The sequence below is a fragment of the Paenibacillus sp. V4I3 genome (assembly GCF_030817215.1).
Classification (GTDB): domain Bacteria; phylum Bacillota; class Bacilli; order Paenibacillales; family NBRC-103111; genus Paenibacillus_E.
This window is the reverse complement of sequence record NZ_JAUSZA010000001.1, coordinates 4,522,918-4,548,494: the sequence shown is the minus strand read 5'-3', so window position 1 is coordinate 4,548,494 and position 25,577 is coordinate 4,522,918. Positions and strand designations below refer to the sequence as shown.

Below are 25,577 nucleotides of genomic sequence, written 5' to 3'. Positions count from 1 at the left end.
GGTGCCTTTTTCGATTTTACTAACAAAATTAAGGTTTTTTAGCTTTCCATATGTATTTATATTCTTTCAATCCAAGTTTTCCGTTTATAATATTCTCTTGAATCCTTAATTCTAATTCCTTTTTTAACTCTGGAGTCGTATAATCGGGATTTCCAGGTATTCCTGAAATAAATTTAGCAAATTCAATCTCACTTGGGAAAAAGATAATCGCACTATTAAATTCTTCAATTTCAATGTTTATAAATCCATTACTATTTAATCTGTCTTTAACAGTTTCCAATGCTCCTGAGTGAATTCCGAATACTGTACCTCCAGAAAAAAGTATTCTACTATGATTTAATATAGATGTTGGTCCTCTTCTGTCATAAATTAAATCAAATTGTCCATCACTAAAAGGTAAGTCTGTCTTAGTCGTAGCGCATACAAATCTTACATTTTTCACTTTACTTTCTTCTAAAATTGACTCAGCTATCTTTATCATTTCAACTGAGTTGTCAAATCCTATTATCGATTTAGCATGTCTCGACACCTTTAGTGTAAAATCTCCATGACCGCACCCAGCATCTAAGACTGAATTGAAATTAGTTATCATATTCATTAGTCTTTCTTCAAATATCTGCTCCGCTGAAATTCCCTCAATAGTATATACGGCATTGTTTTTATAGCCACCATTTCTTCTAGCGATCATGTCATACCATTCGACTCCCATGAATTAACCTCCCATAATAGGTGTTTTAGTCTTTAATATTTTTGCAGCGTTAATGCCTCTTCGAGACTTCTAAACATTTATTTATTATTCTTATTTGTATTGATGTTCTTATTAAAAAGGTTCTTAATACATTGTTCAAAATTTATAGCGTCCTCTATTGAACTAAATGCACTCTTCTTTGGGATTAATAAAAATGTACTATTCTTTAACATAATCACTATAAAATCCACATTTGAGTCAATGGTTTCAACCCCTATCCACCTATGAAAAGAGTCATTTATTAATGTACTTTCCCTGAATCCATCCTCTAATATTTCAATTGTATGCTCACCAAGTATGCCATCTCCCTCTTGGAATCTATTCATAACGCGTTTTTTTAATATACTTCTATTGTAAAAAAATATTGGAATATAAATCGCAAAAATCATAATTTCAATAAAAATCAAAGGATATTCTTCTCTATAAAAAAGGACTGTGGTGATAATGGATAAAACAATAGTGTATATAGTCATCTTTTTAATTGATTTCTTAAATCTGATTTTTTTCATTGAAAGCAAATATTCCCAAAAATCTTCTTGATTCAGTGAATAAGTTATTATCATTCATCTGCCCCCAGTTAAAGCTTAAATTGGTATTTCAATTAACTTTTCCATCGCATCGCACCTTCCATTGTAGCATCCATTCAAAATATTGGAAATTAAAAAAGGGAGGATTACAAAGTCTTTGAAGACTTTGTACCCTCCCAATGCTTTTGGTACTAAGGAACTTTTGTGTCATGAACAGCTATTTATATCGAAAACAAGTTTGGTTGTGATCATTCACCATGCCAACCGCTTGCATATAAGCATAACAAATCGTCGAACCTACGAACTTAAATCCGCGTTTTTTTAAATCTTTGCTCATAGCATCCGAGATTTCCGTCGTGGCAGGCACCTGACTCATATCCGTCCAGTTATTGTTGATTGGCTTCCCGCCAACGAACCCCCAAATATAGGAATCAAACGTGCTAAACTCTTCTTGTACCTTTAGAAAGGCTTTCGCATTCTGAACAACAGACGCTATTTTCAAGCGATTGCGTACGATCCCTGAATTCTCAAGAAGTTCGTTCAGCTTCTTATCGTCATAATTCACAATAAGCAGCGGATCAAACCCATCGAACGCTTCACGGTAGCCCTCTCTCTTCTTCAGAATCGTATACCAGCTAAGTCCCGCTTGTGCGCCTTCCAGATTAAGCATCTCGAACAAATGGCGATCATCATGGACAGGAACCCCCCATTCATGATCATGGTAATCGATATATAACGGATCTTCATTAACCCAACCGCATCTAATAGTCATTTTAAACACTCACCTTATCTCGAAAATCGAACATGTGTTCTGCATTATTATAAAACCTATACGAATAGATGTCCAGTTAGATTTAATTAGAATAAGCGAAGTGAAGGAATACCGTAGAATTGTTTGGTATTAGACAAAAGCGAATGTGCTGCTTCTTCCACTGATAGTCCTTTTAGAAGAGCTATCTGTTCAATGACAGCATGGATCATACGCGGATGCGTCTGCTGCCCTTCAAAGGGGCCTTCGAAAGGCCATGGGCCATCCGTTTCGACCATTAGCTGCGTAATCGGATACACGCGAACAAGTGTGCGTATTTCTTCTTCATAGACAACATCCGGTGTTATGGAAATGTAGTAGCCTGCTTGAATCATTCGCTTCACCGTTGAATGTGACCCTTTGAACCAGTGAAAATGCGCCTTTTTAATACCATGCTTCTCAAGTAAGTCGCACACAACGTCAGCATCTTCGTACACAGCGTGCAAAACAACCGGTTTATCCAAATCCGCAGCTAGCTTCAAGAAGCTCTCAATCAATGCAATATAAGGAGCTAGTTCAAAGACAAGCCCCGCAGATTCAGCTTCCAGCCTCATATAATAAGGCAAACCAATTTCACCTACAGCGACCATGCTAGACGAATGCTCCCGAATCCATTCGATTAAATCATTCAACTGATTTTCCGTAGGCAGCTCTTGTTCAGGATGATAACCATAGGCGGCAAAAACTTGCTCTGGGGCTTGCATTAACAGCCGCTCTGTTGCCTTACAGGAGTCCAGGTGCCTCGACACTGCTATAAGTGCCTCAACGTGGCACTCAGCTAATTCCGCTAACAGAGTTCTTGCAGCAGTTTCCGTGTACATATCGAGATGAATATGAGCATCAATGGCTTTTATCATACGTAATCTCCTGACGCAAGAGCCCTTGAATAAACTGACGAAGCTCTTGAAATTTCGGTTCAAGCATAACGGACTCCTGACGCGGCCTTGCAAACGGAATAGCCAGCTCTTCTATGATCTTCGCAGGTTTGTTAGAGAGTACATAGATACGATCGGATAGAAACAGCGCTTCTTCAATGCTATGCGTCACAAATAGAATGGAGCGCTTATTCTGTTCCCATATATTAAGCAGCCATGCCTGCATGTCTTGCCGAGTAAGTGCGTCTAAGGAGCCGAACGGCTCATCCAGACACATAAGTTCCTGTGGACTAAGCAATGCTCGCAGAAAAGAAACACGCTGCTGCATCCCTCCTGAAAGTACATGCGGAAGCTCTTGCTCATAGCCACCTAGTCCAACCTTGGGCAGCCATTCCCTTGCTTTGGCTAGCGCGTCTGTTCGCGTTTCTCCTGCAACTTCCTGAGCAAGTGCTACGTTGGACTCAATAGAACGCCAAGGAAACAAGGCAGGCTGCTGCGGCATGTAAGAGATTAGGCCTTTAGAGCCGGTCACATTAATGCCATCCAGCCATACCTCTCCTGAAGAAGGTTTTACTAGCCCGCCAATAATGTGAAAAAGGGTGCTCTTTCCGCTACCTGATGGGCCGATAAGTGAAACGAACTCCCCCTCTTTAACATGTAAAGAAATATCCGCAAGCACGGATACGCGCTGTTTTTTACCAGGGAACGTTTGATGAATGCCTCTAAGTTCTAATTTACTCATGAACTCATCTCCCCTTTCTTAAGACGACCGTTTCGCGTTCCATCGAATGACGAGCTTCTCAAGCCCTGCGATGAGCCAGAAAAAGAGTAAGCTGAGCGTGACAATCATCAGAATAGCGACAAATTCGCGATCAGCGCGGAACGCTGACTTTTGCAAAATCATATAATAGCCCAATCCAACGCCTCCACCAAGCCATTCGGCAATCACGGCCCCCATCACACTGTATGTAGCCGATATTTTGAGTCCCGTGAAGAGAAATGGCAAAGCATGCGGCAGCTCTAATTTATAAAAGATTTGCCGTTTGCTGGCGCCGATCATCTGCATATAGTTGTACATACTGCGATCCGTTTGCATAAAGCCGTCCAAGGTAGACATCGTCACAGGAAAGAAACAAACAAGTGAAATTAATAAGATTTTAGGTAAAATGCCAAAACCAAATAAAATGATAAGCAGCGGCCCCAGTGCAATGGTCGGGACATTTTGAGATAAAATAAGGAGCGGGTAAAAACCAGCCTTTAACGCAGGCACACGATGTAAGCAGCTAGCAACAATCACGCCGCCTGTTACACCAACACTAAACCCAATCAACATCAAACGCAGTGTGGCAAATGTGTGCATCCATACTCTGGGCATATCCGTAGTGCCGTCTTTCCATATTTTGAGCGGACTAGGCAGCAGCCAGCTTGCTGTACCTCCCCAAGTCACGGCAAGCTGCCATAAAAGCAGCAGAAGGATGACCACAACAATTGGTGGCCACCCCGCTTTGAACCAGCGATGCTGTTTCATTATCTGTATTTCTCCGTCAGCTTGTCCATAGAAGCACCCGACGGGTTGAAGTATATTTTCACCTGCGAAATAACGTTAGGGCTGCCCATCTCAATCATCGCGGCATTCATGTCTTGAATGATAGCCAGAAGTTGGTCGAGCTCCCCTTCCATCGTCGTCTCCAGCGGAGATACGAAATACTTCACGCCAGACTTGGCAATAACTTCAATCGCACGGTCTACATAGGGGATGACATCTTCATTGTTTTTCGTTTTCGGAATGATTTGAATACTAACAAGTGCGTTAGCCACTATAAGTGCCTCCTCCAACAATTCGTGTTATTTAGAGCTTTCCGGTAAAAATTTGTTCGTGAATGCAGCATCTGCATCGATATTTTTCTCGAGCAGCTTATGATCTAGCATCCAGTTCGCATAATTTTCCCAGACGGATTTTTTTTGTTCGCCCCAACGAGCAGCATCATCTTGATAACGTGGGCTGAGCCATTTTTGACTGGCAAGCACAAGTTTTTTATCTAGATCAGGAACCGCTTTGATCAAAATATTAGCAGCGTCCTCAGGCTTGCTGATAGCAAATTGATACCCTTTCGATGCAGCAGCCATGAAGGCTTTAACGAGCTCAGGCTTCTCTTTGATCATTTTCTCATTCGTCGCAAGAACCGGTGTATAGTAATCCAGTTTATCCGAATATTTGTTCAAATAAATCATGTTCAGCGGCTCGCCACGCAGCTCGGCATCTACACCTGTCCAAGCATAGTAAATCCAAGCGAAATCAATATCCCGTTTCACGGCTGTGAAATAATCGGCATCACCGATGTTCACGATCTTCACTTTGCTCGGATCCGCTTTTTCGGACTGCATAAGCGAGTCAATCATTGAGCTTTCTACCGGAGCACCCCAACCGCCATACGTTTTCCCCTCGAAATCTTTGGGCGACTTGATATTCTTTGCTACCGGCGAAGCAAAACCGGATGTATTATGCTGAATCACCGCTGCAATGGAAACCAACGGAACACCTTGAATTCGTCCTTGTGTAATGCTTTCTTGATAGCTGACACCGAACTCCGCAGCTCCTGAAGCAACCATTGCATCGGCTCCGCCTTCACCAGGAGCAATAATTTCTACATTCAGTCCCTCTTTTTCAAAAAAACCTTGATCCTTCGCGACGTATAACCCCGTATGGTTCGTATTTGGCGTCCAGTCCAGAACGACCTTTACGTTCGTTAACGGCTTTGCCGTTTGTTTTGCCGGCTGTTCTGCCATCTTATTACCGCAACCTGCCAAGGCGACTGTTAAGCTAACTAGCATAAGTGGTGCAATTTTCTTCCATTTCATTCTTTGTTTCCCCTCTCCACATCTCTATTTAACCACAAGAAAAAGCCCCCGTTATCCGGGAGCGCCATGAGTAGAAAATGATAAACCCATTCGAAACAGATCGAATGAACGTGCATTTATGTGAGTCTCTACGCTGGCATTACCCAGATCAGATTAACGGTGAGTGACAATGACGGTCACAATCTCAGCCTGACTTCTCAAGCTCCCGTGGGTTCTTATTGGTTTGATAATACCATACCTCATGTTCGTGTTTATTGCAAACAGAAATGATAGTTACATTCCTGCTGCATCCCGCAAATATGGCTTCTGTTGTTATACACTTTTGATGCTTGTTGATAACTCTCATTAACTTCTTCAGCAGACCCAACAGCCTTTCGTAAGCAAAAAGGCTATGTACATGTAAGTGGGCATCCCTGGTTACTGATGTTGTATTTTCTGAACATTTTCCACTCCCAAAGGCTATTTTGTAAGTTTGTGCAATATTTTTAACCCATTTACGCAAAAATGACCTGTAGACAGTGGCCTTTATTAATATATCTAGTTTTTCGCAAGCGTCAATTGCCAAGTAACGCCAAAACGATCACCAACCCAACCAAACTTTTCGCTAAATGGGTAGGCAGCTAATGGCATGAACACGGTGCCGTCTTGCGCTAACTTCTCATACACGCGATCAATTTCCTCTTCACTATCACATGTGACATACAATGAAATCGCAGGTGTAAAAGTGAAATCATGCTTCACATAGCTATCTATGCACATAAATACCTGTCCATGAAGTGAAAATGTGGCGTGCAGAACACTTCCCTCGACGCCAGCTTCACCCGCTCCATAGCGCTTTATGGTTAATATCTCGGAATGGTCAAATAAAGAGGTATACAAATTCATGGCTTCCTCAGCTTGACCGGTAAACATTAAAAACGCAGTAATTTTTTGATTCGATTTTTCCACGTATACAGCTCCTTACGGTCAACTAAGTAACCATTCTTTCATCTGTGATCCCATTCGTTTCGCATCCTGATACCCAAGCTCGTGCAGCGCTTCTAGTTTCTTAGGATCCTTTTCCATACGGCCTACTACTACTTTGGACGAAGGTCGTATAATGAATGAACTTCCATCCGCTTCCATTCGTTCAATGGTTTCTAAGGTTCCATTATAGATTTCACTTCGATTAACGAGTACATTTACAAGGCCGTTATAAGCCGGATAGAAGCTTTTAGCTAGCCACCGCTGCTTAAAGGGACTCTTGCGATACCCCTGTTCTTTGGTCAACACGATGATATGCTTTTTGTTCCCATCAGCAAGAGACTTTTTCACAGGAATCGGATCTACTAAGCCGCCGTCAAACAAGATCCGACCTTCATAATGAATGGGAGTGGCTACAAATGGCAATGAACTTGATGCTTGAATAATCGGCATGGTTTGCTGCATGAGTTGATGCTTCGTATAATAAATGGGTTCGCCCGTATGCGCATCGGTTGTACCGATGGCGAACTGCTGTGGCGAGTTATAGAAAGCATCGTAATCAAACGGCACCAACTTATTTGGCAGCTCATTAAAAATGAAATCCATCCCAAAAATGCTTTTATGACGGAATAAATTGCGATAGCTTAAATATCGGTGATCCCTAATATAACCAATCGTTACTTTTTTATTACGCCCGGGTTGTTTGGAAATATACGAAACTGCATTGCATGCCCCTGCAGATACACCAACCACATAAGGAAAATATAAATCCTGTTCCATAAAGTATTCCAAGACTCCTGCGGTGTATACGCCTCGCATACCTCCGCCTTCCAGTACGAGTCCAATTCCTTCCATGGTCACACCTTCTTTCTCCTTCTCTCTGTCTCTAGCCCCTTTCTAGCATACAGGAAATGTCAATTAAAAGAAATGCTCCTCCATCTCCGTAAAAGAGATAAAGAAGCAGATTTCATACCACTTTATTAGACGGATTCAGGAATTACCCCTGATAATCCACGTTTTTGACGAATTTTACGGATGATCAGTCCATTGGTTGGCGACAATAGGAAAGCAATAACGAACATGACCCCTGCCACACTAATCATACAACCTGCAATGGAAGCGTCGAGTAAGTAAGCTACGAAGTAGCCAGCTATTGAACTGATAACCCCTACAGTCACACTCAATACGATCATAACACTAAGTTTTTCAGTTAAAAGATAGGCTGTAGCCGCAGGTACAATCAACATACCGACAACGAGAATCGCACCCACACTTTCGAATGAAGCAACTGTCGTGATGGATACTAAACCCATTAACAGATAATGAAATAACAAGACTGGAATGCCCACTGCCGCAGCAAGTGCTGGGTCGAATGAACAGAGTTTAAACTGTTTATAAAAGAGCCCAATCACAATACTGCTAAGAAGAAGAGCAAAACCTACTGCCCATACGGCTTTTGGTCCGATACTCACACCGCCAACTTCAATGGTATTCCATGGCACATAAGCGATTTCTCCATATAGTACACAATCCAAATCCAAATCGATTTGTCTTGTATACAAACTGACAAGTACAACGCCTATAGAGAACATAGCTGTGAATACGACACCTATTGAAGCATCAGACTGTACACCGCTTTGTTGAAAAAGCTGAATTAAAAATACAGTTATGAGACCGATAACCGCGGCACCGATAAGCATAAAGATAGAACCTCTAGAACCGCTTATCAGGAAAGCAATGACGATCCCCGGAAGCACCGAATGACTGATCGCATCGCCGATCATGGCCATTTTACGCAAAACGAGGAAGCAGCCAACCAAAGAGCAAGCAGCAGCGACAAGAGCAGCAGTTAAAATAATCCACAGATCATTCAATCTGGCTCACCCCTTTTGCCTTGACGTAGTGCTCAGATTCTGAATCTTTTTGAATTTTTTGTTTCATGGAAGACTGCCTGATAAGTTTAATAATAAGTCCCCGTTTCGGAGCGAAAAAGAGGGAAATTACGAATAAGACCGTCGCCGCGAGCACACTCAGTGGACCGGTTGGCAAATTACTTCCCATCGTACTCAGATATGTCCCTACGAATCCGCTAAAAGCCCCAAATAGTCCAGACAAGATGACCATTAGGCCCAACCTCTCCGTCCAATATCTAGCCGCAACAGCAGGTGTAATCAACAGGGCAGCCATCAAAACAACGCCCACCGCTTGAATCCCCACAACAACGGCAACGACAATAAGAAACATCATGAAGTGATCCAGAATCGCCACCGGAAAACCTAAACCTCGCGCATATCCAGGATCAAAGCTCAATAATTTAAATTCTTTAAAAAACAACGTACAAATACCTACTAATAAGAAGGATATGATAGCCATTGTAATGACATCGGAGTTAACCATAGATGCCGCTTGACCGAATAGGAACTTATCTAAGCCGCTTTGATTGCCACTTGTACTATGCTGAATTTGTGTCAACAATACAATACCTACCCCAAAAAACACGGATAACACGATACCTAAAGCCGAATCCTGCTTGATTTTGGAATACCGTGTGATCCATCCGATACTCAGTGTAGCAAGTAAGCCTGCCGCAGCTGCGCCAATTAAGAAGAATAGGATCGATTTGGAGCCCGTAATCATGAAAGCGACACAGACACCCGGAAGGGCCGCATGGGACAAAGCGTCTCCCATCAACGATTGTTTGCGTAAATAAGCAAAGCTTCCTAACACACCGCTGCTTAGTCCTAATAATGAGCATCCGAGTAATATCCATCGCGCATTCGGATCTAACCATAAGTGAAGTAATGAATCTAACATGTTGTTCACCTCGCTATCCTATTTGCATCCCGGCATCTTCCCGATCCCAGATCGCAAGTTTACCGCCATACGTTTGCTGTAATTTCTCCTTCGTAAACACTTCATTCGTAGGTCCTATGTCCACAAGGCCTACATTAAGCAAGATAACCCAATCGAAATACTCTTTAACGGTGGATAAATCATGGTGGACCACCAATACCGTCTTCCCTTGTTTCTTGAGTTCTCCGAGCAGCGTAATAATCGCTTTTTCCGTAGCAGCATCTACACCCACGAAAGGTTCATCCATAAAATATAAGCTAGCATCTTGCGCGAGTGCTCTCGCTAAGAAAATACGCTGCTGCTGACCACCAGAAAGTTGACTAATTTGTCTATCTGCGAAGTCAGCCATCCCAACTTTCTCTAAACAAGACATAGCGATTTGTTTTTCTTTATTCCCTGGTCTGCGGAACCAACCCAAATGACCATACCGCCCCATCGTTACAACATCGAGAGCATTGGTTGGGAAATCCCAATCAACTGATTCACGTTGAGGCACATAACCAACAAGATGACGCTGTTCTTTATAGGGCTTTCCATATATCTTCACTTCACCGGATAGACTTGGAATCAAGCCCAGTGCTGCTTTAATTAATGTGGACTTCCCTGCTCCATTGGGACCGACAATTCCAATCAATTTACCTTCCGGAATGGTTAATGACACTTGCTCCAGAACGGGTTTTTTATGATAAGCAACGGTCATATTTTGTATCGATAGCGGCGCGTTCGTCTTTTTCATATTCAAGCCTCCTAAGCCATTCTGTATGCAATACATTCTTAGCAGCGGCTGCTATTTCAGAGCGTTGACAATGGTATCTACATTGTGACGAACCATGCCTACATAAGTGCCTTCTGGGGTTCCTGTTTTACCCATGGCATCAGAGAACAATTCTCCGCCAATTTGAATTTGGTGCCCCTTTTCCTTCGCTCCTTGTATGACCGCTTCAATCGATTTTTTGGGAACACTGGATTCAACGAATACCGCTTTCACCTTTTTCTCAACTAGGAAATCTCTAAGCTGACTTACATCCTTCGAACCATACTCCGATGCTGTACTGATCCCTTGAAGTCCCTTAACTTGAATGTGATACGCATCTCCGAAGTAACCGAAAGCATCATGCGCAGTTACTAGAACTCGGGACGCCTCTGGAATTAAGGCGATTTGTTCAGTCGCATAGCGGTCTAATTCTTGAAGTTTTACAAGGTATGCTGCTGCGTTGTTCTTGTAATCTTCTTTATGTGCTGGATCCAACTCACTTAGGGAATCTCGTACTTGCTCAGTTGCCTTCATCCAATGCTTCACATTAAACCAGATGTGCGGATCGTACTCCGTTTCCATTTCGGCCCCGGACCGCAATGCTTTGCGATCGATTTTATCCGACACGGCTACGGTTGGTTTTTGCTTACCCATCTTTTCCAAAATCTCAACCATTTTTCCTTCTAAGTGCAGTCCATTATAGAAAATGATTTGAGCATCATCTAACTTTTTAATATCACCTTGTGAAGCTTTATATAAATGAGGATCCACCCCAGCATTCATAAGTCCAGTTACTTTCACATGAGTGGAACCAACATTTTCAACAATATCTGTAATCATTCCGACAGTTGTTGTGACTTTAATTTCTTTCTCCGTTGAAGTTGAGGTTGATGCAGGTGTTTTTTCATTATTCGCACACGCTGACACGGTCATCATAACGCCTAGTAATACAACAGCAGCACTCTTTTTCCAAAACCTTCTTACAGTCGTCACGTTCATATAAATATGTCCTCCCCGATTCGTTCATCTTTACTCGTTATTATCATTAATTTGTACAAGCTCACATTTGTTGACCAAAGGCAACTCTCTCTAGTACATTATTACCCAAACTCACAAATGTTGCAATAGGGAAACACATTTTCCTCGATACATTTTTTTTATCCGAACCCACCTTTTCACAAGCTGTCGTTTATCAATCTTTCTACGCAAAACAAAAAGCCCCTGTCCAAGGACAAGGGCTCCGCGATCAATTAGGGTCTGGTTTTGCTAGTAGAAGGCTATTCGCATATTATGCTATTCAGGTAATTAATGCCGTTAACGCTGTTCCTTGTAGAACTCTTTGATTACCAGGAACTCATCCAAATGCTTAATGAAGAGATCTACGATCGCAGGATCGAAATGACGTCCGCGTTCCGTTTTAAGTAAATCCATCACGCGATCAAGTTCCCAAGCTTTCTTATAAACACGATCACTGCATAGAGCGTCAAATACATCAGCTAATGCGGTTATACGACCATAGAGATGTATCTCGTCGCCGCGAAGTCCTTGGGGATACCCTGTTCCATCGTAACGCTCATGATGCTGCTGCGCGATGATAGCTGCGGCATTTAAGACTTGCTTGTTCGAATGCTTGAGCATTTCATAACCGAGATTCGAATGAGTTTTCATAATATCGAATTCTTCACTTGTCAGCGATCCAGGCTTATTTAAAATCGCATCTGGTATGCCAACTTTACCAACATCATGCATCGGAGAAGCCAAGCGGATGACTTCAGCTTCCTGCTCAGATAATCCATATTTGATGGCAAGTAAACGGGAGTATTCGGCAACTCTTTTCACATGGTGTCCCGTTTCCTTGGATCTGGTCTCCGTGATTTCGCCCATCGTATAAATAATTTCTTGCTGTGTGCTTTCTAGCTCTTCATTTAAATAAATATTTTCAAAAGCCACAGAAACATTCGCACAATAAATATCAACTAAATAATGCTCCCATTCGCTGAGTGCTTTGAATCCATTCATATAGATGACATTTTCCATCCCCATCTTACTTTGAAAATAAATCACAAAGCGATCTGATGCAAAGCTGCTTTTTTTGGAATGGAAGGCATGTTCAATCTCTTCGAGCACATCAGTAGGAACAACATCCCTGGCACGTTCATCTTGATTGGATGCATAATCCCCGCTCGCTGCTAGGATATAAATATCTTCGACACCTTTGGTAACAGCAAAGCTGCAATGTAGCGCATTTTTATGTAAGTTAACGATGGAGGTCATTTGTGATAAAACACCGGATGCAAATTTCTTCATAGATTGCAGCTCGAATAGCGAAGCAGATGACTTAATAATCTCCTCCAAGCCTGATCTGCTTTTCTCAATTGTTTTAATATCACGATAGGAACGCAGCGCCGTAACCACAGTGGTGAACAGCTTCTGTGTTGTGAGTTCTGTCTTTTCTTTATAATCATTAATGTCGTAATCCATTATGACCGTGCGTTCAGGTGCTTGACCTGGTTGACCTGTACGCAAAATAATACGTATCGCCTGATTATTTAATTCTTCGCGTATGTACTTAACAATTTGAAGCCCCGCATCATCTTGCTCCATGACAACATCTAAAAGAATTAATGAGGCATTCGGCTGTTGTTTTAATAGCTGTTTGGCTTCTAAAGCCGAATAAGCACTATGGAATTCCAACTTCTTACCATCAAATTCGAAATCTTGTAGAACCATTTTCGTCACTTGATGGATTTGTTTCTCATCATCAACTATGAGTACGACCCAAGGGTCTTGTTCGATCGTAACTTCCTTAGCTGAAACGGTCTCTTCTTCCTCAGCAAAAAGAAGCTCATCCTGGTCCATTAACCCATCTTGTCCTGTCATTGCACGGCTTCCTCCTCTTTCGGAATTGTAATGGTAAATAAACTTCCTTGTCCCAAGGTACTGGAACCCTCGATGGTTCCATTCAGTGATTGTGTAACGAGATTATAGACAATATTCATCCCTAACCCTGTTCCCCCTTTGCCGCGGCTCGTCGTGAAGAAAGGATCAAAAATTTGATCTAGAACTTCTTGCGTCATCCCTTTACCGTCATCTGTATAGGCAAGGATAATATAGTCTTGATGATTTTCAACACGGATGGTTAAACTGCCTTCTTCCTCTATCGCATAGGCATGGTTCAAAGAATTCATAACTAAATTCGTAATAATTTGTGATAAAGCGCCTGGATATGTATAGAGAATCAGTTCATTATCGCAATAAACATCTACTCGGAGTCTTGTTTTCTTGATCGTAGGTTTCAAGCTTGAGATGATCCCCTCTAAATACTCCTTCAAATGAAAGGTGCGCTTAACTTCAACGCTTTGATCAACAGAAATTTGTTTAAAACTGCGTACCAAGGAAGAAGCGCGTTCCAAATTGGACTGTACCATGGCATTCGTCTCTTGAGTAATGGATAGGAACTGTTCAAGGTCAGACTTTTTCATTTTCCCCGTCTCATACAGGCTCTTAAATTCCTTCGTCTTCTGATCCAAATAACTAACTGCTGTTACACCGATCCCGATTGGTGTATTGATTTCGTGTGAGACGCCGGCAACCAGATTACCCAAAGCCCCCATTTTCTCTGATTGGACAAGATGGTCCTGTGTCACCTGCAGCGTTTTTAGTACCTGTTGAAGCTCATGGTAGCGCTCATCCAAATTTTTGACCATGTCATTAAAAGCTTCAGACACTTCAGCAATTTCAGGGGAAGCTTTAAACTGCAGCGTTGGAAGGTCCCCTCCTTGCTTCACAATAAGCGCGGCTTCACGAAGCCGACTTAATGGACGAATAACAATTCTTCGTAAAATAAGCCATAGCAATGTTGACATAACAATAGCAACACTAACGCCTACAATCAGAATAAGATTCGTTCGCTTCGTCAGTAGCGCAGCTTCCTCGGAGGAATCAAAAATAACTTCAACCGCACCAACAACAAGGCCATCCTCCTGAAGAGGCGCCGTTAGACGAACAACCGGTTTATCCGTTTGCGCCATAGGCACACGATCGACAATTGTTTGATCTTGCTTAGGAATGACTACCCTAGAGATAGGCATATGATTACTTACTTCAGAACGATTGGAAGCTGCGAGAATAACGCCTTGTTTATCGTATAACTTCATTTCGAGAACACGCGTATTTTTGTATTGAATATAATCAAATATTTGCTGTACATCTGTAATGGAACGAGATTCTTCATAGCGTCCATTGATGGCAATCGTCATGCCGCTTATTTGACTCACATAAGCTTCTCGAATGGATTGATTTAAACTTATAGTATCGAAGACCATCATGGTTGAGAGCATACTAACCGTAACGGCAGTAACCAGGAAAACAATTCTTTTCTGTAAGCTCAATCTCTTTGGTAAAAATGGCATGGGATACTCCTACTTCACTTCAAACGTGATCGTCTTGCTTACATCGTAAGGCGTATGATCGTTATTATGTAAGGAAATTTTTAACTCGTGAGTACCTTTACTTAAATGCTCATAATTTTTTTCAGTGGTCGTCATGATTTCTTTTTCTGCTTTGTCCAAGGAAACATGAACGTGCCCTTCCCCTTGCTTGCGCTGTTGATCATAATGCTCTTTGGAAAGCTTAAGGTCCGTTGTAATTCGAAGAGTTGCTGCATCTCCATTAACAATAGTACTTGCCTCTAAGGTAGGTATGTACGAATTTGCCGGCGCTGTAGTGGTTTTGGAAGACCCACACCCGGAAATACTTAATGTAACAGCTGCAATTATACAAAAACCTTTCCATGTTCTCATCATTTCATCCCCTATTTAGACCCTAATTGTCTAATCATGTCAAAAAAAAGCTATCTTCTCTAGCTTATGAATATTCAAACAGTTTGTCTACTTTTATTTTGGAAACAATAGCCTTTTTCAATAATTGATTTTGTATTCGAAATTTTCTGACTTTTCATGTCGAAATATCATAAGTGCGCTCACATTTTGCGCTTCCCCAGGAAATAATTTCATTTCCCAAACGAAGAATGATTTCCCCAGCTTTGGAGCAATTTAGTAAAGTCACTGTTCTTTTTTAACCAACAACCATTATCCTTAGGAGGCACTCCCCAATGACAGAAACCCGTCAGCATCAACAGCCGCTTCAGCACGCCATTGACGCAGCAGATCATGCTATACTCCAAGCTCAAGACGCTGAGCATCAACTGCAAGTAGCCATTTCACAAGCCAACCCTCGATCTATACAATCTGCACAAGCAGCGCTTACAGAGGCTAAGCAGCAAGTACACGAAGCACATGAGCAGCTTCAAGCTTTTAATAACGATGAATATGGGCAGCAGTTAAAGCAAACCATGGAACAATTGATGCAAGCTTCACAAGATATCGAGGCCAATCAAGAGAAGTTCCATACTCCGAAGCAAATTAGATAAGGCTATTATCTAGGCAAAAGGTGATCGAAATTCGATCGCTTTTTCTTTTTATACGAACATTATGTTAAACTACGAAGGAAGTTTCAAGTTATTTGGGGAGGCACTACATTTCATGCTCGTTATCGGAATTGCCGGTGGTACCGGTTCAGGAAAAACTACAGTAGCTCGATCCATCATTACCAAGCTGGGATCCACGAACGTGACATTAATTTCACAAGATAATTATTATCTTCATCATAGTGGTCTTACTTTAGAAGAACGGGAACGTATTAACTATGATCATCCGCGTGCCTTCGAGAACGCCTTGCTTCTACAGCATTTAAAAGAATTGAAAAGCGGTAATGCGGTGGACATTCCGGTGTACGATTTCTCACAGCATGCTCGCTCAGAAGAAACGATCCGTATCGAGGTAAAGCCGATTGTGCTGCTTGAAGGCATTCATGTCTTAACAGACGAAGAGCTGCGCGGTGCTTTGAACATCAAGGTATTCGTTGATACAGACCCGGATGTTCGTATTCTCCGCCGACTATCCCGAGATATCAATGAACGTGGACGTACACTGCAATCTGTCTTTGATCAATATTTGACGACCGTTAAGCCGATGCATGACGCATTTATCGAGCCGTCCAAGAAATATGCTGACATTATTATTCCTGAGGGCGGAGAAAATCAAATTGGCATTTCTATGTTGACTATTTTGACAGAGCGGTATATGACGGATCAAGCTGCGAGCTATGAAATAGGCTAATAATGGTTTGCAATTGAAAAGGACACCAAACCTTGTTTTTAGGTTTAGTGTCCCTTTTTTCATACTGACTGACGTCGAAAAGTAAACCCAGATAGGGCAAATAAGACATAGATAAGGCTTATCAAGTAAAAAATACTCGCCGTGCTTATATAGCGTATAGCTAGTCCTCCCATTAAAGGGCCGGCTATACTTCCTAAGCTATACTGGATTGAAGCAAGTACATTCGCAGTAGGTACTAAATGTCTGGGCAGTATGTCTGCCGCATAGGCCAAACCTAGTGAGAAAAACGAGCCCACCATGCCCCCGGCAACGCCGAAACAGAGTCCAATCAACCAAAGATTCGAGCCCGCGAACGGAATACATAGAAATGCAATGGAGCCAATGAGACCACTCACAATAAGGATACTTCTCCGCCCTACACGATCACTCCAAATCCCTAGCGGCAGCTGCATAATGAGACCCCCAACCCCCATAATGGGCAGCAGAACAACCAATATTAGATTCCGAGAGACCTGCACGCAGTCCATAAATCGGAAAGTTGCTGTTCATCGAGGCTTCCATATAGCCATAGAGTAAAGAGGTTATGAGCGGGAACCAAGCAATTGCCAACACTTTTGAAGCACGCTTATGTACCGCCTCCACCTTGTCCAGCTGCTCTGGCTTTTCATTGGACAACTGAAGTACGAGCGTCAGAACGATTATGAAGAAACAACTGGTGGTCAAAAAGGGAACCCAACTACCTGCTTTGAGCAAAGTAATTCCTATAGGTCCCAAGCTAAAACCAACGCCATAAGCCATGCCATATAAAGAGATATTGCGTCCTCTACGTTCTTTAGGGCTTGATGTAACGATCCATAACTGCGTCGCATAATGCAGGGCGCTATCCCCTATCCCTACAAGCAAACGAAGTACAAACCAGAAACCAATCTGCTGCCATAACGGGAACAAACAAGTTGCCATGATGACCAGTCCCATCCCGACCATGATGACTGGCTTATATCCGTATCTTCGCACAGGCCTTTCTATGAAGAACATCGTGGAGAAAATACCAATATAAAGCGCTGCCGCATTCAGACCATTGGCTTCCGTTGAGACACCCGAACGATCCAAAAGGATCGTTAGCAGAGGCAGGAGCATACCTTGACTCATCCCTGCCACGATAACGACCATAATTAATATGATTAATTTGTTGTTCGAGATCCGTTGTTTAATAGCCGTTTCCAAAATCCACAGTTTCCCATCTCTCCGCGTATTCATTCAACTTACCATGGAGAGGGACATGGAATTGGCTGATGATAACGAGTCTTACTTTTTTTATCCATTCTTTGAAGGAAGGATACGTAACGAAAAGATTCGCATAGCGATCACTCATGCACACGAAATGGGGGCTTGGCGTTTTATCCGTCAAAAATTTCAATGATGTATCGATCGGTGTGTATTTTTTACGCTTCCCTTCCCACTTATCCAAGTCCAATTGAAGGGTGGTATCCACTTGTTCCAGGAGGTTTTCCAAATGCTTAACACGGGCATAATAGGGCTGCTGACAAGGTATGTCCATTCTCCGAAGCGTTTCCTCATGCTGGGGATAAAAGATCGCTCGAACGAACTTTCTTTCCTCCGCCCATCTGGTAAAAGCGTGCAGTTCCGTCTCCGTCCAGTCTTCAAATGTTTCAAATAATAAGACTGTTCCTTTATGAGTCTCCGCCGGAGGTTCGTACCCGAATGGTACTTTAATCTGATCTCTTGCCATTGCGTCCTCCTCTAGTTGTAATTTTCTGTTGTCTGTCATCCTTGATATATTGTAGCATACCCCACTAAGTTCCACGAAATCATTCGTCCTTATTGGCTTAAGAACGCCTGTTGCGATATAATTTGTAAGTACATATATTCACTTAAGGGAGACCTATAGAATGAGAGATCCAAGACTTCAAACTTTTGCCCGAAATATAATTAATTATTCAGTTAGTCTGGGGCCTGGTGAGAACATCCTGATTGAAATGATTGGAGTCAAAGACCCCGAACTCGCCAAATGTTTCATTGAAGAAGTGTATGCCGTAGGTGGTAAACCTTTTATCGAGCTGCGTGATCCAGCCATCATGAGAAGCTTACAGATGACCGGTACGCAAGAATTATTTAGCCAATGGTCCGAATTTGAGCTTGCGCGGATGAAGCAGATGGATGCTTATGTAGCCGTCCGTAGTGGTGATAATATTACCGAATCTTCCGATGTACCCGATGATCAAATGAGGCTCTACCTGAAATACTTCCAGCGTCCTCTCTTCGATGAACGCATTAACAATACCAAATGGTGTGTTATGCGTTATCCGAATCCCTCTATGGCTCAACTGGCCGGCAAAAGCACCGAGGCTTTCGAAGATTTCTACTTCAATGTTTGTAATCTCGATTACAGCAAAATGGCTGTCGCTATGGAATCGCTTGTCGACCTGATGAACCGAACAGACCGTGTTCGCCTTGTTGCCAAAGGGACTGATATTAGCTTCTCCATCAAAAATATTGGCGCCGTCCCTTGCTCTGGTCTAAGAAATATTCCTGATGGTGAAGTGTACACCGCGCCTGTGAAGGACTCTGTTAATGGTGTAATCAGCTATAACACACCTACGATATATTCCGGCACTTCTTTTGAAAACATTGTATTACGATTCGAAAATGGTCGTATTATTGAAGCTACAAGCAATGATACTAAGAAATTGAATGATATCTTGGATACCGATGATGGGGCTCGATATATCGGCGAATTCGCAATAGGCGTAAACCCGTACATCCAACATCCAATGAAAGATATTTTATTCGATGAGAAAATTGATGGCAGCATTCACTTCACCCCTGGCCAAGCTTATGAGACAGCGGATAATACGAACCGCTCCTCCGTTCACTGGGATATGGTGCTTATCCAGCGTCCCGAATATGGTGGCGGTGAAATCTACTTTGATGATGTTCTCATTCGCAAAGACGGACGCTTCGTTATCCCTGAACTGGAAAAACTTAACCCAGAAAACTTAATGTAGTTAATTTAAAAAAGCAGCTACTGCTTCCGATTAATCTTCGGTAAGCCTTGGCTGCTTTTTGTGAGGTTCACAAAAAATAATAGGTAATGCCATTAACAAAAGGTGATTAACCAAGCCAATGAAATAGCTGTTCAGGCGATTCATCCAAAGATGGCAGCTTATTTGGAATCAGCAATAACGTATCCTTTACTTGGTCATTATGGACCGCAGCCCATTTGGTAGGATTTATTTGAACCACTGTGCCCTTAGGAACAAAATGAAATAATTGCTGCACATCCGGATTCGTTAGTCGTATACATCCAAGCGATTGATCCGTACCGATTGAGCTCTCATCGAATGTTCCATGAAGCGCGATCGCTCCAAGTCCCAAACCGGCCTCCCCATAAACCTGTGCATGTTTCCCTTTGGGCTGCTGCACGCGATCCATCACTCGAAAATCTCCTTGGGGTGTGCTCCCGTTGGCGCCAAGACCAATATCTTTTACCCACAATAAGTAGCTGCCGCTAACCAGTTTCAATTGATGTTCTGCCTTATTGATTTCAATATGCACAGGCTCATAGGGTACTCGACCAACGCCTGCTGCGTTCGCATAAAACATCTGCTCGACATCAGCCGCGTCGAAATTATATACCCATCCGCCTCGCCCGTTAAACTCCGTGGAAATGTCATTGGAACTTGTGACCACTTCTAATGGAATGAAGCTCAAATAATTATTTGGATAATCTTGCAGGAGAGCATTCAGATTTGCCGGAGCTATTCCATAATCTTTGCGGTACGATTCCAAAGCTGTACGAACTAAATTAGCACCAATCGCACTAAGCGGTTGGTGCTTTTCAAATTCGGAATTCAGAAAACGAATTCTCACTGTACGATCCGTCGCGGGATGATATTGAGCGATAACAATGGCGCTCTTCGTCAACTCATCATTCGTGAGAAGCATCGTTTTCCCTTTGTTCACGTTATCTTGTGAGACGATGCCATAAATAAGAATGCTGGCATTCGGCATCTCCTTAGCTAATTCCAAAGCCTGCTTATGCAGCGCTGTTTCAATATCTTCATTTTTGGTGTCAGGATCAAGGTACATGATAAATGGGACATCCATCGTCTCATAAGTAACGTCACTTCCAACGCCCCAGACTTTCATTTTCGAAATCGCTTTATAGATCGGGGCATCTCCAACAAACAAGAAGACTAACATCAAATTAAGTACAAAGAGCACGATAAGCATTGTTTTCATAAATGGAGGTAACAGCCGCTTTTCTGCCTCTGGGAAAGCCTTTTGCATACTTGCTGCATGTTCCGCTTGTTGTTGATCCAATTCATGAATGGCTCGATTAGCAGCCGAATAGAATGGCGATGGATACGTTCGAAGAACCTCTTTGTAATGAAAAATCGCTCTTTTTAAATTCCCTTTTAATTGGAACTTTTGCCCGATCTTATAATGAGCTTCCGGAGAATTAGCATCAATATATCGGATCACTTTCTCATAATATTGTGGATCAGAAGGGCTAATGAACAAGTTCTTATGCAGATGAATCAGATTATCGTCGAGATGGTTACGAAATCGTTGGCTTCTGCGAATCATTCGGCTCCTCTCCATTCAATAGAATAGCTTGTCCATTCTAGGTGTATGATACAATTAGTATCTCTGATACATAATGTATCACGCGAGAGATAGAAAGACAACTATTTATTACCTTTTACCTTACTGAATGAACGATAATCATTTAGCAAAAGCTGAATCAACGGAGGTGATAAATCATGAGTGGAAGAAATAATAAGCCTAAGAACACTGGACCTGCAAGCAGCCCTTCTCGCTTAGATCAATTCGGAGAAAAAGCGGTACAACAAGAGAAACGAGAAGCTAAGGAACGTAACAAACCTACGTGCTAGACTTAGATGAAATTCATCGTCTCAGCTGCCATAACCAATTTATGTGAAAAGACGCAAAAAAGACGTTCCCACCACGCCAAACGTGGTGAAAACGTCTTTCCTATTATCAAACTTAATGCGCCACTTGATTATATGTCATAATCCAAATCGAACCGGCCACGATCGTCAATAAGATGACAAGTCCAAAGATCAGCGCCATGATATTCCAGCGTGCGTTCTCGCCCTCTTTCACATGCATGAAGAAGAACAATTGAACACCGAATTGCAGTACAGCCATGATGAGGATCAAGACAATTGTGCCTGTTTTGCTCAACATATGGTTCATGACGGCAACGAGTGGAATAATGGTCAGAATGATCGAGAGCGCAAAGCCAATGATATAAGATTTCAATGAACCATGTGCGTCATGGTTTTCATGTGAACCTGTATGCGGTTGACTCATCCTACATCACCCCCATCAAATAGACGACTGTAAATACGAAGATCCAAACTACGTCAAGGAAATGCCAGTACAAGGAAATGACAGCCACTTTGCGTTTGGTTACTGCTGTGATGCCTCGGCGTTTCAATTGCAGCATCAACCCGACCATCCAGATCAAACCAACAGAAACGTGCAAACCGTGTGTACCTACTAATGCAAAGAAAGCTGATAAAAATGCGCTCGTACTAATTGTTGCACCTTCATGATTAACCATGTTAATGAATTCATATAACTCGAGTCCAACGAATGACGCTCCCAGAAGCACAGTTACGGCGAGCCAGCCGATTAACTGCTTCATGTTCCCTTTGTGCATGCCAAGCACGGCTAAACCGCTCGTGAAGCTGCTAGTAAGCAAGATAAAGGTTTCCGCAATGATACCCGGCATCTTGAACAATTCTTCCGGGGTTGGTCCCCCGTTCGTATTTTGATGAAGAACCATGTAAGTAGCAAATAAAGATCCAAATAAGATACAGTCCGTGATTAGAAATATCCAGAATCCGAACGTTTTGAGCGACTCGTGATCATGTTCATGATCGTGAGCATGATGCTCACCTTGCGCGGCTGCATGTGCCATTATACTTTCGCCCCTTTCAATGCGGCTTCCGTACGTTTCACTTCATCAGCAGGAATATAATAATCCGTATCATAGCTGAACGAACGTGCAATCATAGTGATCGCGACACCAATTAAGGCTGGAATCGTCAGCCACATCCAATCAAATACAAAACCAAATCCAGCGAAAAACCATAGAGCAGACATTAGGAATGGAATGGAAGAATTCTTAGGCATGTGAATCGGTTCATATACAATCTTGGCTGGTTGCTTGGTAGATAAGCTTAACTTCTGCTTTTGTTCCCACCATGCATCTGCCTCGCTTACTTCTGGCAATACAGCAAAGTTATAAATTGGAGCTGGCGAAGGAATCGACCACTCTAATGTTCGGCCATCCCATGGATCCCCGGATACATCCGGTTCTCTGAATTTAATCGAGTGAGCAATTTGCCAAACTTGGAAAATGAACCCGACACCCATAAGAAAACCACCAACTGTTGAAACTAGATTTAACGGTCCCCAGCCCATATCGAAATCGTACGTGTACGTACGACGAGTCATACCATCTAAGCCTAAGAAATATTGCGGCATGAAACAAACATAGAAGCCAATGTTCCACAGCCAGAATGCCCATTTACCTAAGTGTTCGTTCAGCTTAAAGCCGAACATTTTCGGCCACCAGTAGTAAAGTCCAGCGAAGTAACCGAAAGCTACGCCACCAATTAAGACTTGATGGAAATGCGCAATCAGGAAGTAGCTATTATGAAATTGAAAATCAGCTGGCGCAACAGATAACAATACCCCTGTCATACCCCCAACAACGAAACATGGGATGAAGGCAATCGTCCACATCATAGGTGTCGTAAAACGAATCTTACCGCGGAACATCGTGAATAACCAGTTAAATACTTTAGCTCCGGTCGGTATTGCAATCAACATCGTACTAATAGCGAAAAAGGCGTTAACATTTGCGCCGGACCCCATCGTAAAGAAGTGATGCGCCCAAGTAAAGAAGGACAATAAACTAATAATCAGCATAGCGAAAACCATTGATTTGTAACCAAACAATTTCTTTTTGGAGAAGGTAGAAACAATTTCCGAGAAAATCCCGAAAGCAGGAACGACAACAATGTAGACCTCAGGGTGACCCCACATCCAGATCAAATTGATGTACATCATCGGATTCCCGCCGCCATCTAACGTGAAGAAATGGGCGCCAAGGAAACGGTCAAGGAATAATAAGGCTAACGTCACTGTAAGGATCGGGAAAGCAAAGATAATCATAATACAACTTGAGAATACGGACCATGTAAACATCGGCATCTTCATCAACTTCATGCCAGGCGCACGCATTTTCAAAATGGTCACGATAAAGTTAATCCCTGTTGCCAAACTACCGATACCGGATATTTGAATCCCCCAAATATAGAAGTTCTGTCCGACACCAGGACTGTGAGACATTTCCGAAAGCGGCGGATAGCTAAGCCACCCTGCATCCGGTGATCCACCGATAACGAACGATACGTTGAAAAGCATAGCTCCCCAGAAGAACATCCAGAAGCTAAGTGAGTTCAAGAACGGATAAGCGACATCTCGAGCTCCGATTTGAAGTGGGACTACAATATTAAATAGACCGAACATCAGAGGCATAGCCATGAATAAAATCATGATCACACCATGCGTTGTGAAGATTTGATTATAGTGCTCTGCTTGTAGAAACTCGCTGTTTGGCATCGCTAGCTGTAGACGCATTAGAAGCGCATCCACACCGCCGCGGAACAGCATCATGATCGAACAAATGATGTACATGATCCCGATTCGTTTATGGTCAACACTTGTTAACCATTCACGCCAGAGCCAGCCCCACTTTCTGAAATAAGACAGTACGAATATCATAGCGATCATCGAGAGTCCGATACTTACCTGAGCGCCCAGGATGAGTGGATCGCCCGTTACGAAAAACTCAGATGCGAATTGCTTTATTTTATCCAACATGAGCAGATCTCCCTTTCTCAAAAGCTTTGATCGATCATTTTGTCATTTTCATTTGACTGTGATCATTATGGTTCATAGGGGCATTTTTGTCCGTTGCTTGAGGCTTACTCGTCTCTTTCACGGATTCTGTACCGCCATGACCACTGTGAATGGATTGACCATTCGTATATTTCGTTACAATCTTTTCGAAAAGTCCATCTGGCACCGAGGAGAAGTATTGAACACCCGACTTACCAGGCTTTGCTAATGTTTCATAGCTTTCCATCGTAAGTTTTGTCTGAACCTTTTTCGTTTTGTTTACGAAAGCATCGAAATCGCTCTGAGATGTCGCATTCACATCGAACGTCATATCCGCGAAATGTGCACCGCTGAAATTCGCTCCTGTTCCGAAGTAATGCCCGATCTCATCGGCTTGCAAATACAGGGTCATCGCCATACCTGACATCGTATAGATCTGCCCACCCAACTGCGGGACCCAGAACGAGTTCATCGGAGCATCTGAGGTCAGCTCAAACTTAATCGGTGTATCCTCTGGAATTTGCAAATAGTTGACTGTTGCTATGCCCTGCTCTGGATACGTAAACAACCATTTCCAATCCAGTGATGTCACTTGAATGGTGACAGGTGGTTTATTGGATTTCAACGGCTTAGAAGGCTCTAATGAGTGCGTATAACGAATAGTTATGACAGCTAAGGCTGCAATAATAATGATGGGAACTGACCACCAAACGATTTCTAAGGTCGTGCTGTGCGCCCAATTCGGCTTATAAGATGTTTTATTGCCTTCTTTATCACGATACCGCCATACGATCCATGCAGTAAGCGCAAGAACCGGAACGAGGATTACCGTGCATAGAATAGTGGAAATCACAATCAAATCTTTCTGTTCTGCACCCACAGGTCCTTTGGGATTCAGTACCATAGCTTGATTACTGCAGCCTGCCAATAAAACAATGATGGCGACCATCATAAAGGGCAACATAGCTTGTACGAGTGTTCTCTTCTTCATCCTACTTAACCTCCCTATCAACAAATCTTATCTAATATCAAGATATCATCTCGCT

General features: G+C 42.6%; 29 protein-coding genes. 4 read left to right on the top strand and 25 right to left on the bottom strand.

Annotation, left to right across the window (positions count from 1 at the left end; all coding sequences use genetic code 11):
* Positions 1-28 precede the first annotated feature (28 nt).
* The 17 genes from QFZ77_RS20825 to QFZ77_RS20745 all read right to left on the bottom strand — a co-directional run bounded on the left by QFZ77_RS20825 (position 29) and on the right by QFZ77_RS20745 (position 15,192).
* On the bottom strand, positions 29-709 hold the full coding sequence (locus QFZ77_RS20825; RefSeq protein ID WP_307442325.1) for a class I SAM-dependent methyltransferase: 681 nt from the start codon (positions 707-709) through the stop codon (positions 29-31).
* A gap of 77 nt (positions 710-786) precedes the next feature.
* Positions 787-1,311, bottom strand: coding sequence for a hypothetical protein (locus tag QFZ77_RS20820; protein WP_307442322.1), 525 nt, complete (start codon positions 1,309-1,311; stop codon positions 787-789).
* A 181-nt stretch (positions 1,312-1,492) separates the two neighbouring features.
* A complete protein-coding gene (locus tag QFZ77_RS20815; protein WP_307442320.1) occupies positions 1,493-2,047 on the bottom strand; it encodes a DNA-3-methyladenine glycosylase I in 555 nt (184 codons plus the stop codon).
* 86 nt (positions 2,048-2,133) lie between these two features.
* The gene (locus tag QFZ77_RS20810) at positions 2,134-2,940 is read right to left on the bottom strand and encodes a TatD family hydrolase (protein ID WP_307442319.1); all 807 of its coding nucleotides are present in this window, start codon (positions 2,938-2,940) and stop codon (positions 2,134-2,136) included.
* Complete coding sequence (locus tag QFZ77_RS20805) at positions 2,924-3,700, bottom strand: ABC transporter ATP-binding protein (protein ID WP_307442318.1); 777 nt, start codon at positions 3,698-3,700, stop codon at positions 2,924-2,926. Before QFZ77_RS20805 ends, QFZ77_RS20810 begins: the two co-directional genes overlap by 17 nt.
* A gap of 18 nt (positions 3,701-3,718) precedes the next feature.
* Positions 3,719-4,486 carry an ABC transporter permease gene (locus QFZ77_RS20800; protein WP_307442317.1) on the bottom strand — a complete coding sequence of 256 codons (768 nt, stop codon included), beginning with the start codon at positions 4,484-4,486 and terminating at the stop codon, positions 3,719-3,721.
* A complete protein-coding gene (locus QFZ77_RS20795) occupies positions 4,486-4,776 on the bottom strand; it encodes a thiamine-binding protein (RefSeq protein ID WP_029194191.1) in 291 nt (96 codons plus the stop codon). The genes QFZ77_RS20800 and QFZ77_RS20795 overlap by 1 nt, the downstream gene beginning before the upstream one ends.
* A gap of 27 nt (positions 4,777-4,803) precedes the next feature.
* A complete protein-coding gene (locus tag QFZ77_RS20790; RefSeq protein ID WP_307442312.1) occupies positions 4,804-5,817 on the bottom strand; it encodes an ABC transporter substrate-binding protein in 1,014 nt (337 codons plus the stop codon).
* 537 nt (positions 5,818-6,354) lie between these two features.
* Entirely contained in the window at positions 6,355-6,765 is a 411-nt protein-coding gene (locus QFZ77_RS20785) for a VOC family protein (RefSeq protein WP_307442311.1), read from the bottom strand.
* Between the two features lie 18 nt (positions 6,766-6,783).
* A complete protein-coding gene (locus QFZ77_RS20780; RefSeq protein WP_307449690.1) occupies positions 6,784-7,635 on the bottom strand; it encodes a patatin-like phospholipase family protein in 852 nt (283 codons plus the stop codon).
* Between the two features lie 125 nt (positions 7,636-7,760).
* Positions 7,761-8,654 (bottom strand): metal ABC transporter permease, encoded by an 894-nt coding sequence (locus QFZ77_RS20775; protein WP_307442309.1) that lies wholly within the window; start codon positions 8,652-8,654, stop codon positions 7,761-7,763.
* Positions 8,647-9,594 (bottom strand): metal ABC transporter permease, encoded by a 948-nt coding sequence (locus QFZ77_RS20770; RefSeq protein ID WP_307442308.1) that lies wholly within the window; start codon positions 9,592-9,594, stop codon positions 8,647-8,649. Before QFZ77_RS20770 ends, QFZ77_RS20775 begins: the two co-directional genes overlap by 8 nt.
* Positions 9,595-9,607: 13 nt before the next feature.
* The gene (locus QFZ77_RS20765) at positions 9,608-10,369 is read right to left on the bottom strand and encodes a metal ABC transporter ATP-binding protein (protein ID WP_307442306.1); all 762 of its coding nucleotides are present in this window, start codon (positions 10,367-10,369) and stop codon (positions 9,608-9,610) included.
* A gap of 51 nt (positions 10,370-10,420) precedes the next feature.
* Positions 10,421-11,386: a metal ABC transporter solute-binding protein, Zn/Mn family gene (locus QFZ77_RS20760; RefSeq protein ID WP_307442304.1), complete on the bottom strand. Its 966-nt coding sequence runs from the start codon at positions 11,384-11,386 to the stop codon at positions 10,421-10,423.
* A gap of 315 nt (positions 11,387-11,701) precedes the next feature.
* Complete coding sequence (locus tag QFZ77_RS20755; RefSeq protein ID WP_307442302.1) at positions 11,702-13,267, bottom strand: DUF3369 domain-containing protein; 1,566 nt, start codon at positions 13,265-13,267, stop codon at positions 11,702-11,704.
* Positions 13,264-14,799 carry a sensor histidine kinase gene (locus QFZ77_RS20750; RefSeq protein ID WP_307442301.1) on the bottom strand — a complete coding sequence of 512 codons (1,536 nt, stop codon included), beginning with the start codon at positions 14,797-14,799 and terminating at the stop codon, positions 13,264-13,266. Before QFZ77_RS20750 ends, QFZ77_RS20755 begins: the two co-directional genes overlap by 4 nt.
* 9 nt (positions 14,800-14,808) lie before the next feature.
* Entirely contained in the window at positions 14,809-15,192 is a 384-nt protein-coding gene (locus QFZ77_RS20745) for a hypothetical protein (protein WP_307442299.1), read from the bottom strand.
* A gap of 308 nt (positions 15,193-15,500) precedes the next feature.
* On the opposite strand from QFZ77_RS20745, the gene QFZ77_RS20740 reads away from it, so the two are divergent.
* Together QFZ77_RS20740 and udk are read left to right on the top strand one after the other, a co-directional pair.
* Positions 15,501-15,818, top strand: a complete 318-nt coding sequence (locus QFZ77_RS20740) for a hypothetical protein (protein WP_307442298.1) — start codon at positions 15,501-15,503, stop codon at positions 15,816-15,818.
* Positions 15,819-15,930: 112 nt separating this feature from the next.
* The gene (gene udk, locus QFZ77_RS20735) at positions 15,931-16,566 is read left to right on the top strand and encodes a uridine kinase (protein WP_307442296.1); all 636 of its coding nucleotides are present in this window, start codon (positions 15,931-15,933) and stop codon (positions 16,564-16,566) included.
* A 59-nt stretch (positions 16,567-16,625) separates the two neighbouring features.
* On the opposite strand, the gene QFZ77_RS20730 is transcribed toward udk, so the two are convergent.
* Genes QFZ77_RS20730 through QFZ77_RS20720 form a run of 3 tightly spaced genes read right to left on the bottom strand, consistent with a single transcriptional unit; the run spans position 16,626 to position 18,316 of the window.
* On the bottom strand, positions 16,626-17,018 hold the full coding sequence (locus tag QFZ77_RS20730) for an MFS transporter (RefSeq protein ID WP_307442294.1): 393 nt from the start codon (positions 17,016-17,018) through the stop codon (positions 16,626-16,628).
* On the bottom strand, positions 16,990-17,790 hold the full coding sequence (locus QFZ77_RS20725; RefSeq protein WP_307442293.1) for an MFS transporter: 801 nt from the start codon (positions 17,788-17,790) through the stop codon (positions 16,990-16,992). Before QFZ77_RS20725 ends, QFZ77_RS20730 begins: the two co-directional genes overlap by 29 nt.
* Positions 17,774-18,316 (bottom strand): hypothetical protein, encoded by a 543-nt coding sequence (locus QFZ77_RS20720; RefSeq protein ID WP_307442291.1) that lies wholly within the window; start codon positions 18,314-18,316, stop codon positions 17,774-17,776. The genes QFZ77_RS20725 and QFZ77_RS20720 overlap by 17 nt, the downstream gene beginning before the upstream one ends.
* Before the next feature lie 160 nt (positions 18,317-18,476).
* Between QFZ77_RS20720 and QFZ77_RS20715 the strand changes: the two genes are divergently transcribed.
* Entirely contained in the window at positions 18,477-19,592 is a 1,116-nt protein-coding gene (locus QFZ77_RS20715) for an aminopeptidase (RefSeq protein ID WP_307442290.1), read from the top strand.
* Positions 19,593-19,698: 106 nt separating this feature from the next.
* Here the strand turns inward: QFZ77_RS20715 and QFZ77_RS20710 are convergent, their stop codons facing one another.
* Entirely contained in the window at positions 19,699-21,177 is a 1,479-nt protein-coding gene (locus QFZ77_RS20710) for a L,D-transpeptidase family protein (protein WP_307442288.1), read from the bottom strand.
* Between the two features lie 176 nt (positions 21,178-21,353).
* On the opposite strand from QFZ77_RS20710, the gene QFZ77_RS20705 reads away from it, so the two are divergent.
* Positions 21,354-21,485, top strand: coding sequence for a hypothetical protein (locus QFZ77_RS20705; RefSeq protein ID WP_307442286.1), 132 nt, complete (start codon positions 21,354-21,356; stop codon positions 21,483-21,485).
* Positions 21,486-21,597: 112 nt separating this feature from the next.
* Here QFZ77_RS20705 and cyoD read toward each other — a convergent pair whose 3' ends face one another.
* From cyoD to cyoA, 4 genes are read right to left on the bottom strand one after another with little or no spacing between them, the layout of a single operon-like run.
* On the bottom strand, positions 21,598-21,927 hold the full coding sequence (gene cyoD / locus QFZ77_RS20700; protein WP_047677705.1) for a cytochrome o ubiquinol oxidase subunit IV: 330 nt from the start codon (positions 21,925-21,927) through the stop codon (positions 21,598-21,600).
* Position 21,928: 1 nt separating this feature from the next.
* Positions 21,929-22,540 (bottom strand): cytochrome o ubiquinol oxidase subunit III, encoded by a 612-nt coding sequence (cyoC, locus tag QFZ77_RS20695; protein WP_307442285.1) that lies wholly within the window; start codon positions 22,538-22,540, stop codon positions 21,929-21,931.
* A complete protein-coding gene (locus QFZ77_RS20690) occupies positions 22,540-24,513 on the bottom strand; it encodes a cbb3-type cytochrome c oxidase subunit I (RefSeq protein WP_307442284.1) in 1,974 nt (657 codons plus the stop codon). The genes cyoC and QFZ77_RS20690 overlap by 1 nt, the downstream gene beginning before the upstream one ends.
* A 34-nt stretch (positions 24,514-24,547) precedes the next feature.
* Positions 24,548-25,522, bottom strand: coding sequence for a ubiquinol oxidase subunit II (gene cyoA / locus QFZ77_RS20685; protein WP_373462628.1), 975 nt, complete (start codon positions 25,520-25,522; stop codon positions 24,548-24,550).
* Positions 25,523-25,577: the final 55 nt, after the last annotated feature.